Origin of the sequence: Oceanipulchritudo coccoides, from assembly GCF_010500615.1 — a bacterium.
Classification (GTDB): Bacteria; Verrucomicrobiota; Verrucomicrobiia; order Opitutales; family Oceanipulchritudinaceae; genus Oceanipulchritudo; species Oceanipulchritudo coccoides.
In genome coordinates, this window is the sequence record NZ_JAAGNX010000001.1 from 1,198,896 (window position 1) to 1,214,658 (window position 15,763).

Annotated in this window: 7 protein-coding genes; 5 read left to right on the plus strand and 2 right to left on the minus strand. The window is 51.3% G+C overall.

Annotation, left to right across the window (positions count from 1 at the left end):
- Positions 1-5 precede the first annotated feature (5 nt).
- The 3 genes from G0Q06_RS04590 (at position 6) to G0Q06_RS04600 (ending at position 8,897) form a co-directional block, all read left to right on the plus strand.
- Complete coding sequence (locus G0Q06_RS04590; RefSeq protein WP_163962900.1) at positions 6-1,007, plus strand: hypothetical protein; 1,002 nt, start codon at positions 6-8, stop codon at positions 1,005-1,007.
- Positions 1,008-1,160: 153 nt separating this feature from the next.
- Positions 1,161-4,388, plus strand: a complete 3,228-nt coding sequence (locus tag G0Q06_RS04595) for a hypothetical protein (protein WP_163962902.1) — start codon at positions 1,161-1,163, stop codon at positions 4,386-4,388.
- Positions 4,389-4,565: 177 nt separating this feature from the next.
- On the plus strand, positions 4,566-8,897 hold the full coding sequence (locus G0Q06_RS04600; protein ID WP_163962904.1) for a CBM96 family carbohydrate-binding protein: 4,332 nt from the start codon (positions 4,566-4,568) through the stop codon (positions 8,895-8,897).
- A gap of 212 nt (positions 8,898-9,109) precedes the next feature.
- Here G0Q06_RS04600 and G0Q06_RS04605 read toward each other — a convergent pair whose 3' ends face one another.
- Entirely contained in the window at positions 9,110-10,246 is a 1,137-nt protein-coding gene (locus G0Q06_RS04605; protein WP_163962905.1) for a substrate-binding domain-containing protein, read from the minus strand.
- An 81-nt stretch (positions 10,247-10,327) separates the two neighbouring features.
- The gene (locus G0Q06_RS04610) at positions 10,328-12,025 is read right to left on the minus strand and encodes a hypothetical protein (RefSeq protein WP_163962908.1); all 1,698 of its coding nucleotides are present in this window, start codon (positions 12,023-12,025) and stop codon (positions 10,328-10,330) included.
- A gap of 274 nt (positions 12,026-12,299) precedes the next feature.
- Here G0Q06_RS04610 and G0Q06_RS04615 point away from each other — a divergent pair, with 274 nt between their 5' ends.
- Entirely contained in the window at positions 12,300-13,628 is a 1,329-nt protein-coding gene (locus tag G0Q06_RS04615; RefSeq protein ID WP_163962910.1) for an alpha-L-fucosidase, read from the plus strand.
- A complete protein-coding gene (locus tag G0Q06_RS04620; protein ID WP_163962912.1) occupies positions 13,612-15,756 on the plus strand; it encodes a right-handed parallel beta-helix repeat-containing protein in 2,145 nt (714 codons plus the stop codon). Before G0Q06_RS04615 ends, G0Q06_RS04620 begins: the two co-directional genes overlap by 17 nt.
- Positions 15,757-15,763 lie beyond the last annotated feature (7 nt).

Here is a 15,763-nt window from a genome sequence, read left to right on the forward strand (position 1 = left end):
AACCAATGAAAAAACGAGCAAAAACATTCAAAAGTTATGCCGCCCTTGCGGCTTTTATCGCGCCCCTGGCCGTTTCGGCAACCATCCTCGACATCAATACCTTCGTGGTGATGGGGGCAAGGGAAGCCACTTTATCAGGTGCCACAACCTCTGGAGCGTCGCTTCTTTACCTGGATAATTCGGTTTCCGGTCGGAACGACACCGGCATGGCTGCTGTGATCAACAGCGGTAACCGGCCCCCTTTCACCCAGTTGGGCGATAAGATGACCTACAGCTTCAATTTGAGCGGCATCACGGCCCAGAACAATCAGTTCACGCCGGTCTTCCGGGTGGGTTTCGACTTCGGGGACACGGCGACCCTGCGTTACGCCACCAGCACCGGTACGGGTCCCCGATTGGAGTTTGGCTCCAACACAAACGGGAATCCGTTTTCAAGCGGAACCGTCCATATCACTTATGAAGATTGGGTAAGCCGGAGTCCGGAGGATTACATCAGCCTCCGCTTTGATGATGGAAACAATATCGACGCAACGGTTACCCTTGAGTTGGTCGCCTTCAACGGTTCCAATTATGATTATCAGATGTCGGTGACTTACCAGGACGCGACCTTTCCATCGATCACCAACACGAAGACCTACACATTTACGAACGTGAACGGCAATCAGGTGTTGAGTCTCTTCCACCTGACCAATAGTTCCGGCATGATCGCCGGCGACGCCTACACGATCAGCAACGCCTCTCTGGATTTCACTGCTGCTGGCACAACGCTGCCGACGCCGGAGATCCAAATCGCCATTGTGGGGAGCGATGTCCAGGTCAGTGTGGATGCGTCCGCCTCGAGCGTAAATTACCAGTTGCTCAAGTCCACAAGCGACCTCACCTCCGGTTCATTCGGAGCAGTCGGCTCGCCTCAGGCGGGCAACGACGGCACGCTTGTATTGACGGATACCGGCGGCCTGCCAGGAACCGGCAACAAGGCGTTCTACAAGGTCGAATCCTCCAATTGACGCTTTCTCGAGAACGGGTTGCCCCGACTGGTTCCGCCACGCTTTCCACCTGGGGTTAAAAATAGGTATTCAAGGGACGGCCCCGCAAGGGGCCTTTCCTTTTCAACCATCCCTTAAAGTATTGCCGCCTAAAACCTTCTGTCATAATCCCAAATGAAACAATTCCGAACAATCGTGCTCCTTTCATCCGTGTTGCTTCCGCTGGCTGCCATGTCCGCACCAACTGCCCTCGATCTGAATACCTTTGGGGGAACGGGAGCGGGTGCCTATACCCTATCCGGAGCCTCCACCTCGGGAGCCTCCATTGCATACGATACCAGTAACGGGGCCAACGATATAGGAATGGTGACCTCGATCAATAGCGGCAGCCTGAGCCCCTTCACTCAAGTGGGCGACAGCATGATCTACAGCTTCCATCTGGGCGGCATCGCGGCAACGAACAATCAGTTCACGCCGATTTTCCGCGTGGGATTCGACTTCGGGGCCACGGCGGCCCTGCGTTATGCCACAAGCACCGGGACCGGGCCGCGATTGGAGTTTGGTTCCAATACAAACGGGAATCCGTTTACAAGCGGTACCGTGCATGTGACGCATGAGGATTGGTGCCCCTTTGATCTTCAAGACATCCGGTTTGATGAGGGACACGAAATCGACGTGGCTGTTTCCCTTGAGCTCGTGGCGATCAACGACAGTTTGCATGACTACCAGATGACGGTCACCTATGTCAGCACCCTCAACCCGTCCGACACGAACTCGAAGACTTACACCTTCACCGGAGTGAACGGTAATCAAGTGGTCAGTCTCTTCCATGTCACGAACAGCGCGGGCATGGTCGCCGGCGACGCCTACACCGTCAGTAATGCATCCCTTGTTTTTTCCGGACCGACAGTCCTTGATCAAGTCCGGGCATCGGTTGATGCCCTGCCCGAATCCACCCCGGAGGAAAGGGTTAAAAAGGCGGTCCTTCAGGTGGAGGTTGAGCGCGCAGCCAACGCAGAGGCTGTTTCCCTGTTGGAAGAAAGCGATGCGCTCCTTGTGGAGGTGCAACAAGCCCTTTCCCGGAACGCACCAGAATTCACAGCGACCAATCCCGGCGCGCCTGTCAACCTTCCCATTCTTCGACCGCTCATCACACCGTATGTGGATAATCCTTACCTGCAAAAGCTTGAGCAGGAAGCCACTGATGGCATTGCCACCGATGATGTGCTCTGGCCGAGGGCCCTGCACTATAATCAGGTTATCAATGACGTGCAGGGAAACTACGGGGCCAGGTCGGCATTCAAACTCATGTCGGAATACTTGTGGTTGTTTGGCCACGATGAGAGCCCCATGAAGTTTGATCCTGAATTGTTAAAGCGTGTTTTGCGTCGAGCCCACGCTTACATGGATTCCCTGGAGCTCACCCCAAGCGTGAATGCCGACCCCGCACCGAACTGGTACGATCAATTTTCTGTCTATGTCGCATTTCCCGCCCTCTACGAGCTCCGCATGCTCTATCCCGGCTTGCTAATGCCCGCGCAACTCAGCCGGTGGGATAGCATTATGAACGCTGTCGCATTGGATATGGAGAGTTGGTACTTCATGGTACTTGGTTACAGCCCATGGAACATCAACATCGAGACCGGACGGCTTGTGGGTGTGATGGTAGCCGGGCTATGGACAGGTAACCAACAGCTTGTGGACCGTTCCTTTAATCATATTGATGCCACGACGGCGCGGTTGTTTCCGGATGGAGCCGTCCCTTACCACGGCGTGGGCCAGGCATCCTCCAACTACCATGACATATTGCTCGAGGAGTGGCTTATCCTCTACGAACTAACAGGCTACCAGCCGATCATGGATGCGATGGTCAATACCCAATGGAGGGGACCCGCCATGGGGCGGACCGAAGAATTCTGGACTTCTCCTTTCTACAAAACCTATCGCTGGAACTATCAAAAAGGAACCGAGGCTGGAAGCGAGCTGGTCGCCACCATGAGTCGGAATCCATATGTTCGCTGGCTCTTGGACCGGGATATGTTTCCCGACTACTTTACACCCGGCAGTCAACTGGGGCACCGCTATCAGGCTCCATGGTATGACGCCACGGTTATCGCCAATCCCTTGCCCGACAATTACACGATTGCGGATCGCAATACCGGAGGGCCAAGGGGCTGGTATGGCAACTTCACCTATGCGGGCGCTTTCCGCCCGAACCCCAACTCGACCCGCTACGAAGGCCATGAAACCCTCATGGGGGCCATGACTGTCGATGATGATGGCCGCGTCAACTCCATCCTTGTCGATGTCACCCCGCGTATCTGGCAGACCCCTGATAACACAGTCGAAAATGGATATGACATAAGTGCATGGGCGGACCTGACGATTTACGAGGATCCGGCCACGACGATCAGCAGCAATTACAGCGTCTCGACCTCGATTCATGAAATTACCCGCAAAAGAGCCGGTTCGGCTCGCACGGCCAACGTCTCCGGATGGACCGGCCGTCAGGTATGGATCGGATTGCCCGACCGGATTGTGGGATTGGTCTCGACCGTGCCAACGGCTGGGGAAGCGGCCGCCTATGCTATAAACGGTGTCTTGCGTTTAATTTCGGGAGGCACTGCCGGGGCGGAGACGACCAAAGTACTCGAGGAAATCATCCCCGGAACGCATTACCGGTATGGGCAATTGGATGTTTTCGTCCATGACAGCACCTACACCAGCCTCACGGGACTTGAAGTGGAATATCGTGTACCGACCTACCCAGCAACGGAACTCACCTTCAGCAACCGAGCCTCCGAGCCCTTGCCCGCCGGCACCCAAACCACCTTCCCCTCCGCAACCGAGTTCCGGTTTATTGTCGAGGTTCGGCCTGCATGGACCACAACCGACTTGACGGCCGTTAACGTGCTTGGTGATCAGGATCTGATCGGCTTGGACCTTGTCAGCAGTGAACTGTCTCTTCAGGTTTGGCTGAATGCAGCCGATACGGGTCGGAGTGTTATGCTCCAAAGAGGAAATCTACCTGCAGGCACGGATTCCATTGTTCTTTCTAACGGTGTTCTCGGAAGGGTCCCCTTCGATCCGAGTGTTCCGGTTTCCGTTAATCTGGTGCCCGGGCAGCACGCGGTGCTTGTGGTCAGCTCTGATCCGGAAGATCATCAGGTCGGCTGGGAATCCTTTACCCAACTGATTGAAACCCCGCTCATTGAATTCACCCGGCATGTTGACGGAATGGAAATTGAATACCGTGGAACCCTTCAGGAAAGCAGTGACCTCAATTCATGGACGGATATGAATCCACAGCCGGCCAGCCCTTGGACGTTTATCTTTGAACCCGGCGGGAAGCGCTTCTTTCGTTCTCGAGGGTATCCTCAGTCCCAAAGCACTATCGATTGATGCTGGCGGAATTTGATATACGCAATTTGGTTTCAGAATGCGGAAAACCGTGATTGTTTGCCTTATGCAGGTCATCTATAACTGATACCGTTCAATAGTGTAAGCAAACCCGCGATGGACCGGGATGACAGTCAGTCAGAACGGTATGCGATCAAACCCCCAAAAGACTCCGCTATCATGCATGATCCTCAAAGCAACTTTTCCGCAATAATATCAAGACCCATCTGGAGTCGTTTGGCCGCCATTGCCAGATCTGTCGGAATTCTAGCAGCGTTTAATTTCTTTTCATTAAGTGGTTTCGCTACAGGAGAACACTTCAATTTCTCTTATCTGTCGGAAGGCCCAATTCAACAAGAATTCTACGTTTCTCCGGATGGACGGGATTCTGACTCGGGAACCCTGGATAATCCACTGCAGACTTTACAGGCAGCCCGTGATAAAGCTTCTGCGTATCTCGCCAGCAACCTATCCTCAGATGGGGCTGTTGTCGTTTACCTGCGTGAAGGAGTATATCAACAAGACAGCACGATCGTATTCAGGCCACAGCACAGCGGCCGAGCAAACAGTCCTGTCATTTATGCCGCCTTTGCTGACGAGACTGTTGTCATTAGCGGGGGTAAAGCGATCACCGGGATATGGGAACCCGTGGAAGGTAAACCCTTCTATTCGATAACTATTCCCGAAGCTGCCTCGGGCAACTGGAAGTTCAATAGTTTGTATGTAAACGGTGAAAGCCGAACACGGGCACGCACACCCAATTATGACGAGAAGATGCTGAGAGCGAACGGGCGGGTTCCCCGCTGGAGCCAAGAGCTTTCGCTCCGCTTCTGGGAGGGCGACATTGACCCGACATGGAGCGATTTGAGTAATATCGATATTGTCATTCCTATGACCTGGACCCCAGTCCATCACCAGATTGATGTCATTGATTTCGATCGTCGAGGTGTTGAGTTGGCCAGCGTGGGTGGCCAGCACCAGCTTTATGGTGATGACTATTTCCGCTACTACCTTTCCAATGTCTATGAAGGTTTGGATGTCCCCGGTGAATGGTATTTGAACCCTCATACAGGTGTTCTCTACTATTACCCTTATTCCGGCGAGAATCTGGGTGAGGTCTCCGTGGTTGCCCCAGTGGTTTCCTCCCAGCTAATGTCATTTGAAGGCAATGCGGTTGAGGATGAGACGATTTCCTACATTGAGTTCAAAGGACTGGAATTCCGGCATACCGATACCAACCGGGAAAAGTGGAACGGCGCATACCGGCAGGCACATGCTTTTCTGGATGCTGCAATCTACGCAGAAGGATTGACCCATTGTATCTTCAATGACTGTACATTTGAGAACCTCGGTGAGTATGCAATTGAACTGGAAGTCGGCAGTCAGGATAATGTCATTTTCCAATGCCTGTTCCGGGATCTCGGTGGTGGCGCTCTTCAAGCGGGTATTTTCTCCCTTCAGGATATCCAAAGAGCACGAAACTCGGTGGGGTTCGTCTATGAAGATGTGGATACGCACCCGAGAACCGATGTGCTGCGTAACAGGATTGAAAACTGTATCATAAACAAAATTGGAACCTATTGGACAGGTGTCTATGCCATCAATATCCGCTTCGCTTCGTACACACAAGTCCTTCACAACGAAATCTTTGATACTCACTACAGTGGAGTTGCGATTGACGCCCGCTGGACGAATTTCTCAGGTGAGAATTACTGCCACGGCAATGAACTCGCCTACAACCATGTCCATCATATCGGACGCGGCCTTCACAGTGATGGCGGGGCTTTTTACCAGCATGGTCCAACTGATAATCACTATCACCATAATGTAGTTCATGATCTTACGAAGTTTCCGCATAGAAATGAGATGAAGGGAATATTTTTAGATGCCCAATCACAGGGTGCCATCGCCGAAAAAAACCTCATCTATGACACTGAAGGTGCCGGGCTAATCCAGAACTGGGGATTGGGAAATATTTTCCGCAACAACATTGTTTCCTTCACAGAGGGTGGAGCAAAGAGAGGGAAAGCGGATCCCAATGATGAGTCAGCTTTCAATCACCTCTATCTTTACAGCAATGTTTTTATATCAAACGATGGGGTAGGATTGGGACAGGCATGGCCACCAAGTCAAGGTGAGGACATCATACGGGACAACCTGTTTTATGACATTAACCAGGAGACCCTTACTTTCTGGGGTCTGTCCCTTGAAGACTGGCAGGCGCAAAGCGGCCTCGGTCAGGGCACTTTGATCGCCGACCCGGGGGTCGCCGATCCATTGCAAAGGGACTTCACGATTTCCACCCAGAATGCGGCCTTGCAGCAAATCGGATTTCAACCCTTCTCGGGCGAAGTGGAAAATGCAGGCGTCTACGGTGCGGAGAGCTGGACCGGCTTGCCCCAACAATTGGCCGCGAACATTCGGGGCAAAGTCCCGCACTGGACTGAATCTGAGATACGTGCCCTTGAAAACAGATCTGATCCGGATGTCATTCCTGAAGGGACCATCCATCCCGAGGCGGACGCATCTGTCCGGGGAGGTTCAGCTTCGGCTACTAATTTCGGAACACTAACTTCGCTTCAAGTTGCAGGAACCGACGGATCCAGCCTGACCCGACAATCCTACCTGCGCTTTGATTTGTCGTCCATCGTGCAGAGCTTTTCGAAGGCTACCTTGCGCCTCAAACTTTCATCGAATAGAAGCGAAGATGCACATAATGCCCACTTCGTCAGTGATGATTCCTGGGAGGAAACTGGGATTACCTGGGACAATAAGCCTGTTCTCGGCGAAGAGCTGGATTCCGACCTCATTCCTGAGAACGGGGAGTGGCTTGAATTGGATGTAACGGAAAAGTTGCGCGATGAGTTGACCGGAGACCAACTGTTCTCTGTTGCCGTGGTTTCAACCGGGGCCGGTGCCGCAAGCTATCGCTCCCGGGAAGAGGAAGCCCCTTACGTCCGTCCTCAACTGGTTATCAAGGCCAGCAACCCTGACGCCGTTCTGCTGGCACGCGATTGCGCGCCGGGTGAGTCCTGGGAGACGGCTGATGTCTGGAGTGATGGCACAGCAGCAGGACCGGGAAAGGATTACCTTGTCGACGGTTTCTATTCGGGCCCAGTCCTCCTGCGCACACCCAACGCGGCCGGTTCCGTTAAATTCCCCGGCGATTCCCTTGCCTTACTGGCCGATGCGGCCCTCTGGATAACTTCCGCCAGCGGAGGTGAGGTGACCATCGATAACCTGGTTATTGACGGGGGAAAACTGGTTGCCTCGTATCCGGATTCCACTGTTCATTTGAGAGGTAACATAGCAATTGGCCCGGGCGGATTGATCGTTGAGGGAACGCCCGGTACACTGGCAATAGAGTCGGAGGTCAGCGGGGACGGCCCAATTACACAACAGGGACCGGACCGGGACACCAGTTTTAATGCTGGCACTTGGGGTGGAGACTTGAGCATTGAGGGAGGCGTGTTGCGTTTTGGGTATGGGGTTGTATCGGGACAGGATCTCTCCATTGACAATGCTGTTTTCGACCTCAATGCAAAGGACCATATCTTCGCATCATTGACGATCAACGGGGTGGTTTATGCGCCAGGTACCTACACCGCTGAACAGCTTGGGGAATCTGTTTCGGGGAGTGGTACCCTGACGATACGGGATACGACCGTGCGCCTGCTGAAAAGCATGCCCTTCAGTGTTTCCTGGGATGCCGGATCCTACTGGAGCGACGGGAAGCCGGCCCATGCGGATGGGGACTATATCGTTGACGGATCCGTCGCCTTTATGCTGCGAACGCCCCACAACATGGGCAACGCCGCCTTCCCGGGAAGATCCCTGACCCTGATGAACGGAGGCGGCATCTGGATCAAATCCAGCAGTTTCGGAGAGGTCACTTTTCCCAATCTGATCGTCGATGGAGGGAGAATTGTGTCCTCCTACGATGATTCCACGGTTACCTTCAAGGGGTTTATCGATATCCTCCCCGGGGGAATGAGGTTCGAGGGAAATCCGGGACCCCTCATCGTCGAGGCCATGATTGCAGGATCAGGACCCATCACCCAAATCGGCCCTGGGAGGGATACGACCTTAACCAATGGGTCCTGGGCTGGTGACCTTGATCTTCGTGAAGGTACCCTGCGCTTCGCGTTCGATGTCCGGGCTGGCAAGCGCTTCAACTATGGAGGCGGTATCTTCGATTTGAATGGCCGCAACCACGTGTTTGAGTCGCTGATTATTAATGGATCCACATGGGAGAACGGGATTTATACTTCTGATCAGCTCGGAAGCGGATTCACCGGAAACGGCACCATCGAGGTGTATGATCCCTCAAATGCAAGGCTATGGGGCCCATATACAGTGGATAGTAATGGCTATGTGGATACGCAATCCTGGCTGGGATGGCTCTATATCGATAACAGCGGGTGGGTTTACTCCGTTACACTCGGGAAATGGATCTGGATGGCAGAGCCCGTCTCCATGGCAAATGGTGCATGGGCGTATTTTCCGCGCTGATGGAATTCAAGTTTCATCGTGCGGATTCATACCGGTGAGGTTCCTTTCCTTAACGACAGTCCTTTCAGGGGAACCAGCTATGGACGAGCTATTCGAGAACAACTTGATCAAGAATTCCGTACGATCAACGGCTGTTGGCAAAGGAACTGGCTCTATCGGCACTCGAAGAGCGCCGCGATAATAATCGGGATTTTGTCATTTTCGAAAAAGTATTAGAGTTCTGATGGATCAATGTTCTCAACCTTTCGAAAGACATCGTCCATGTGTCGCTTCGACGAAAAGCCGCAACTTCTTGCGACTTCGTGCAAGTCCAATTTCGGGTAATCGGCTATAAGCTGCCTGGCCTTTTGGATACGCAGTGATTGTATGTAATTTGCAGGGGTGGTCTTTAAGTGGTTTTTAAAGGCCGTTTCCAACCATCTTCTCGAACAGTTGGTCACGGCGATGACATCCTCCATGGAAAAGAACTTGGACAGATTCGCTCGGATGAACTTGATGGCCTCGTTCAACTTGGGATTATCGACAAACGTGAAAGCTGTCGATTGCCGTGCGAAGATTTTGTGTCCTTGAATGATGACATCCTCAGGTTTTTTCGAACTCCGGTTAACGATGAGATCGTGAAGTGTTTTCATCGCGGTGTAGCCGTACTTTCTGTCACCATATTCAATGCTGCTTAGAGAGGGGGAGCGCGTCAGGCAGATAGCTGAAAAGTTGTTGATGCCGATGACAGGCAAGTCTTCCGGGATCGACCAGCCTCGCTCAATGCACAATTCGTTCAAGATGCCGTAAAGGGCATCTGTATCGAGCAGGATACCAACTGGCGCTGAGAGGCCGTCCAACCAATCCCTGATCGATTCGAAAGCCTTTTCCTCGCCCTCCAGATCCTCGATTTTATCAACAAAAATATAATGAATTGGGTAACCTGTGTTTTTCAGGAAGCTTTGAAAACCAGCAAATTTCTGATCTGAATACCATCGGTTATTGATCCCAATGTAGCCAAATGCGGTAACACCGGTGGCGGCAAGGTGTTCGGCCGCCGATCTACCTACGCCAAAATGGTCTTTTAACACCCTTGTATGGCCTGTTTGTTCGAAGGCACCCGAGATATTGACGACAGGGCATTGCAGGGTATCCGCTATTTCGATGCTGTGCGGGCTGTTCAGCGAGACGATAGCCCCATCTCCAGTCCATGAGGTCAATTGCTCCACGCCATGCAGGTCATTCGGACCGGTGTGTCGAAAAGTGAATAGGGGAAAATCCTGAGCATATTCAAGAATTCCTTTATACAGGCCCCTTACGGTCCCATGCTCATGAGGAAAGGCCAGGGCGATCCGGTAAATTCTTTCCATAGTGATGGAATGTAAAATGTAACAAGTGAGTCTTCAGCTCAAGTCCGAAGAGATGGGAACTCCGCTGCATCTGCGGCAAAGCTATTTTACCATGGTCCTGCATATTTTATTGTAAATATCCGAGATGGCTTCCCCGAGCCCTGGTGGAGGTGTGCTGCCAGGCCAATGCCATCCGTGCGACCGGTACAGTGTGGCACAGCAGGGATAATCGGCACTGAGTTGGCAATAATCGTTCCACTTGAGGTTGGTTTCCCGCAGGCAATTCTCCAACTGCTTGAGGGGGATTTGGCTTCCCTGACGCAGGCTGTAGTCCAAGTATAAGGCCTGCCAGGCGTGGGCAATGTAAGAAAACAGTCTCAATCCGTACTGGCAACTGGATTGAATCACTTTTTTCATATTATTATCATGCGTCAGGTCCAGATCGCATGAAATATCGACGATTTGCTTCCATGTGGTGACCGATCGCATCTTTTCCTGGATCGCTGTTTCACCCAGATTGTGTTCGTAGAGGTAGGCGAAAATAGGTTCCAACAGGTCCCAGCCGCCGAGTACATCATCCCGCATCCATTGGTTTGTCGGGAACTTGTCAAACTCCGAACCAGGGCGAGTGTCCCATACGGCGCAGAATTTTCCTTTCAGGACCGCATCCAGTGAAAGAGTTGAGAGTCTGTACAATATATGCTGGTCACCAATTTGCAAATTGAGTCCATCACGGGTTACCTCCTCGAACAGGGAGGATTCATTTTTGTGACTATTCTTTAGGAAGCTGGTTATGTAGCGGACATTCAGGTCGACCCAGAACTCATTGCTTTTATCGACGTAAGGTCCGTACCAACCACCTCCCCGGGACCAGTTGTAGACTCCGGCAAAGTGTTCGTCCTGAACAAAGCTTCGGAGGCACGGTTTCTGGTCCACCTCGGGAAAGCCATCGATAACCCCGGCACTGGAGAAATTCGGATAGGCTCCTTTTCCCTCGTATTCACGCTGGCATTGTACTTCCACTATTTGCGGGTGTTTTCCGATCCCGAGGCAGGGATTCCACCTCGCATACCGGTGAAAGTCGATATGCGTGTGCTTGATGGAGAAAATTAGATTTTCGTGTGGGGAAATACGATCGGTGACCTTGAGATAGAATTCGGGATTGCTGTGGAAGCGGTTGTTTTGGATGTCCCATGTCCGGTAAATCAGCATGCGATTGTGCTTCTCGCAGACATGCTCACGGAGAAAGCGGATAAGCGTCACGAAACCATCGATTTCCTGCTCCGAGTAAGTTTCACCCTCGTATGTAACAGCGCTGTTTCCTGCATGGAATGGCGTATCGAAGAGATAGTTTTCCCCGACCCGAACGATGAGGCCGTCGACCCCCGGGAACCTTTCGAACATTTCCTCAAATAGATGCTGATGGAGATCGAGAACCTTAGGACTACTGACCGAGATCTTGCCTGTTTTCGGATCGATGAGCTCTTCGTGAAAAGAATCAATGATGCGCTTCGGAAGGATAAAGAGGTCAATATGGTAATAAACACGTAATCCCGCCTCTTTAGCCTTTTCAATTTCTTTGGAAATTTGGGCTGTCATTTTATCCAGCCACTCAATTTCCTCCTCTGAGGGAGCAATGGCTCCTTTTAAACCGTCAAACCGGATGATGGTATTGATGTGCTTGAGGCACTGACCATTGAAGCCCAACGACTTGAGATGAAAAGGGTCCGTGTAGGCGGTTTCAAACGGTTTTTCTCCCGGATTGTGATGAACCATATCAATTATGAGGGGCTCTTTCATTTTGTCATAGCTCTCGGGAGGAGTATCTAAAGCTTCCATAAATTACTCCTTGGATTATGGTTTCCGTCCAATCTTCTGAGCAATTGCTAAAAACCGCAAAAATTGTCGAAATTGCGCAGAGTACAATTCAACAGGCTTCAACGATACCTGAAAAGTTTGCGCAAAGATGGTTGTATTTGCGTGAATGCGCGATTGCCCGGCATGATGCCAACCGAAATATAGTTAATCTACAGTTGGACTGTAGTTAGGAATCCCCGGAAATCCCCCTCAATTTATGAATGCCCGACCCCTTCTTCCCATAGCTTGTGCGCTATTACTGAATTCATCCATGCTTCTGGCGGAGGTGGAGAGAAGCTACGATCTCCGCAATACTCAAGCCCGCAACGAGTCGTTTATGGATTGGGGGATGGGTCTGTTTATTCACTGGAGCCTGGATGCTGAATTGGGAAGCGTTATCTCACACAGCATGGTCGGGGCCTCCGATGATTATCTACAGCGGTATGTCCACGAATTACCCGGTTACTTTGATCCGCAGGAATATGACCCTGAAAACTGGGCAAAACTGGCAAAGCTGGCTGGTTTTAAATACATGGTCCTGACAGCCAAGCACCACAGCGGATTTTGTCTTTGGCCCACCGCTACGACTGAATTCTCGATCAAGAACACTCCGTATGGGCGTGATATCGTTGGACCCTACATAGATGCCTGCCGAAAGTATGGATTAAAGGTGGGCCTCTACTTTTCCCCTGAAGATTTCTGGTTTCTCCTTAAACAGGATCAAGTAATCCGCCGCCGAGGAGCAGATTATCCCCATATAACGCATAACAATGAGCTTCTGGAGTATGCTAAATCCCAGATCAAGGAGTTGCTGACGGGTTATGGGCCTATCGATGTCATCTTCCTGGATGGGCAGAAAAATGATCCGGTGCGTGAGTATGTCCACGAGCTTCAACCCCATTGCATCGTATCGCGGGGAGAAATGGAAACCCCCGAGCAGCGCATTCCGGATGAGCCGATCCCAGGACCTTGGGAATCCTGTTTTACACTTGGCACCCAATGGCAGTTTAAGCCAACCAATGAGGATTATAAATCCGGAGGTGAGCTGATCCAGATGCTGATTGAAATCAGGGCAAAGGGTGGCAACCTTTTAATCAACACGGGGCCCGATCCTTCTGGTAAAATACCTTTTGAGCAGGAACGGCGTTTTCGGGAACTGGCCTTGTGGATGTTTGTCAACGGGGAAGCGATTCATGAAATTCGTCCATGTCCCGTAATCAGGGAGGGAGACATTTGGTTTACACGAAGTGCAGAGAATCCCGATACAGTCTACGCCTTCATCCCGCAAGGTGAAGACCTATGGGATCGTGGGGAGCGGAGGGAGTTCATCCTGAAGTCCCTTGTGGCCGACGAGTCCTCGTCAGTCTCCGTATTAGGCCAAAATGATCAGGTGGTGGAGTATGCCCCGGAAACTGATCCTCGATCACGCTTTGAGCAGACGCCCGAAGGATTGAAAGTCTCAGTCGTACGGGCCCAGCGGCTATACAACAATCATAGATGGCCCAACCCAATGGTCGTGAAACTTACGAATGTATTATTTAATTAGTCATGATTCATTTATGAAGAATAGCCTTATAATCGCTTTCCTGTGTTTGACTGGAGGATCAATGACATTGGCTCAACCCAATGCCACTATTTACGACATTTCAGGAAATACCTATTTTGTCTCTGCGTGTGCTTCAAGCGATGGAGATGGCTCCCGTGAAAACCCGTTTGCGACGCTTGAGCAGGCCAGGGACCAAGCCAGGAAGGATTTACTCAAAACGTTCACCCCACCGGAAGGAGCGGTAATCCAGTTGGAACCCGGTGTCTATTACCTTGAGGAAAGTTTTATCCTCGATCATCAGGATGCCTATCCCGCTTACAGCCAATTGACCATTCAGGGTTCAGACGATGGTGAGAGTATCCTTAACATGGGAAGAAAAGTCCCCATGGACGAGATTAAACCTGTGTTGGATGAAAGCATTCTGAAGCGTCTTCGTCCGGAAGCAAGGGATCACGTCAAGGTGATTGACCTGCTGGTATTGGGTATCGACCTGGAACCGTTGCCTGTTCTTTACAAGGATCTCGATGGGGGCCAGCCGGAAATTTTCTGGAATGATGAAAGGCTTCCTCTTTCGCGCTATCCGAATGAAGGCACCCTGACGATGGGAGAATTGATTTCCCCGGGAGTTTGGTGGGATAGTGAAAACCTCGGAGGCATCTTCAAATTCAAAGATGATCGTCACCTGGACTGGACAGAAGCTGTTGATGCCGGTCTCTGGCTGAACGGATATTGGAGGATTCCATGGCAATCGTGGAGCGTTCGGGTTGAATCGATCAATCCCGAAGAGAGGACGGTAACCCATGCTGCTCCCATTGCTGAGGGCAACAAGGAAAACTCAGCCTTTGCCGGTATTGGTTCGAAGTATTCGCGGCCAGAAGGTAGTCTGGAGGAACCTTATTTTGCATTTAATCTAGTTGAAGAGATCGATTTGCCCGGCGAGTGGAGTATCGATTACAGCACATCGCGGCTTCACATATGGCTGCCCGAAGGAGAGGGCGAACTCAGGATCGGTCATGACACGGCGCCCCTTATTGAGCTCAAAGGCTGCTCTCAGGTGACGATTAGAAACCTTACTTTCACAGGCGCTCGGGAGAACGGTATCGAGATGATCGGAGGTCTCGATAATGTGGTTGAAAATTGCACCTTCAAGAATCTTGGTGGATGGGGGGTAGTTGTTTCAGGTGGCTTCAGGAATGGCGTTAGAGAAAGTCATTTTACCCAATTGGGTAAGGGAGGTATTGAGCTCAGTGGTGGGGACCCGGTTAGTCTCGTCAAGTGTTACAATTTTGCTGTTGGGAATCGTATTCATGATATTGGGCTCCTGCAAAAAACCTGGACTGGAGCCATTAAGCTTGGTCTGTCGCGCATGCATGGGGGCTCGATAGGCACTCGTCAGGCTGTCGGTGTTTCCCTAACCGACAATGAAATATATAACCTGCCACATATTGGAATTCTGGCTGGAGGGAATTTGAATGAAATCCGACGTAATATTATCTACGATATTGCAAAGGAGACACATGATGTCGGCTATATTTACACGCGGCATGACATGACAAGTCGTGGGAATGCTATTACAGATAATTTATTCTACGGTTCTCCACATGCGCACGGATATCACGTCGATGACGGAGACAGTGGTGACACCATAGAACGCAACGTGATCATCGGGAGTAATGTCGGCGCACAAATCGGTGGAGGGCATTACAATGTCGTCCGCAACAATTTCTTCATTGATTGCGAACGTGGAGCCCGCTTGGACGATCGCGGCATACGCCGGGACTACAGGCTTACCAACCCCATGAAAATGGCTGAGTTGATGATCACTGAGAGGGACCCCGAAGCTTGGTACGGATCGTTTCCTGAACTTATCGATCTATATGAAGACAAACCGGAATGGCCAAAGGGTAACGAAATTACCGGTAACTTTCTCGTGCGTTGTCAGGAAAATGCGATCTACGAAATAAAGGAAAATGGTCTTCTGGAAGTAATCGAGGGCCGAAACAAAGTCGAAAAAAACCAGATCATAAGTGCTGATGAATTCCAGGCTCAACCTGCTGAAATGATCGAATTTTTCCGAGCCTACCTCTTGGAGCATAAGCGAATGCCTGATTATCTGCCCTTATTTTGAGCAACTT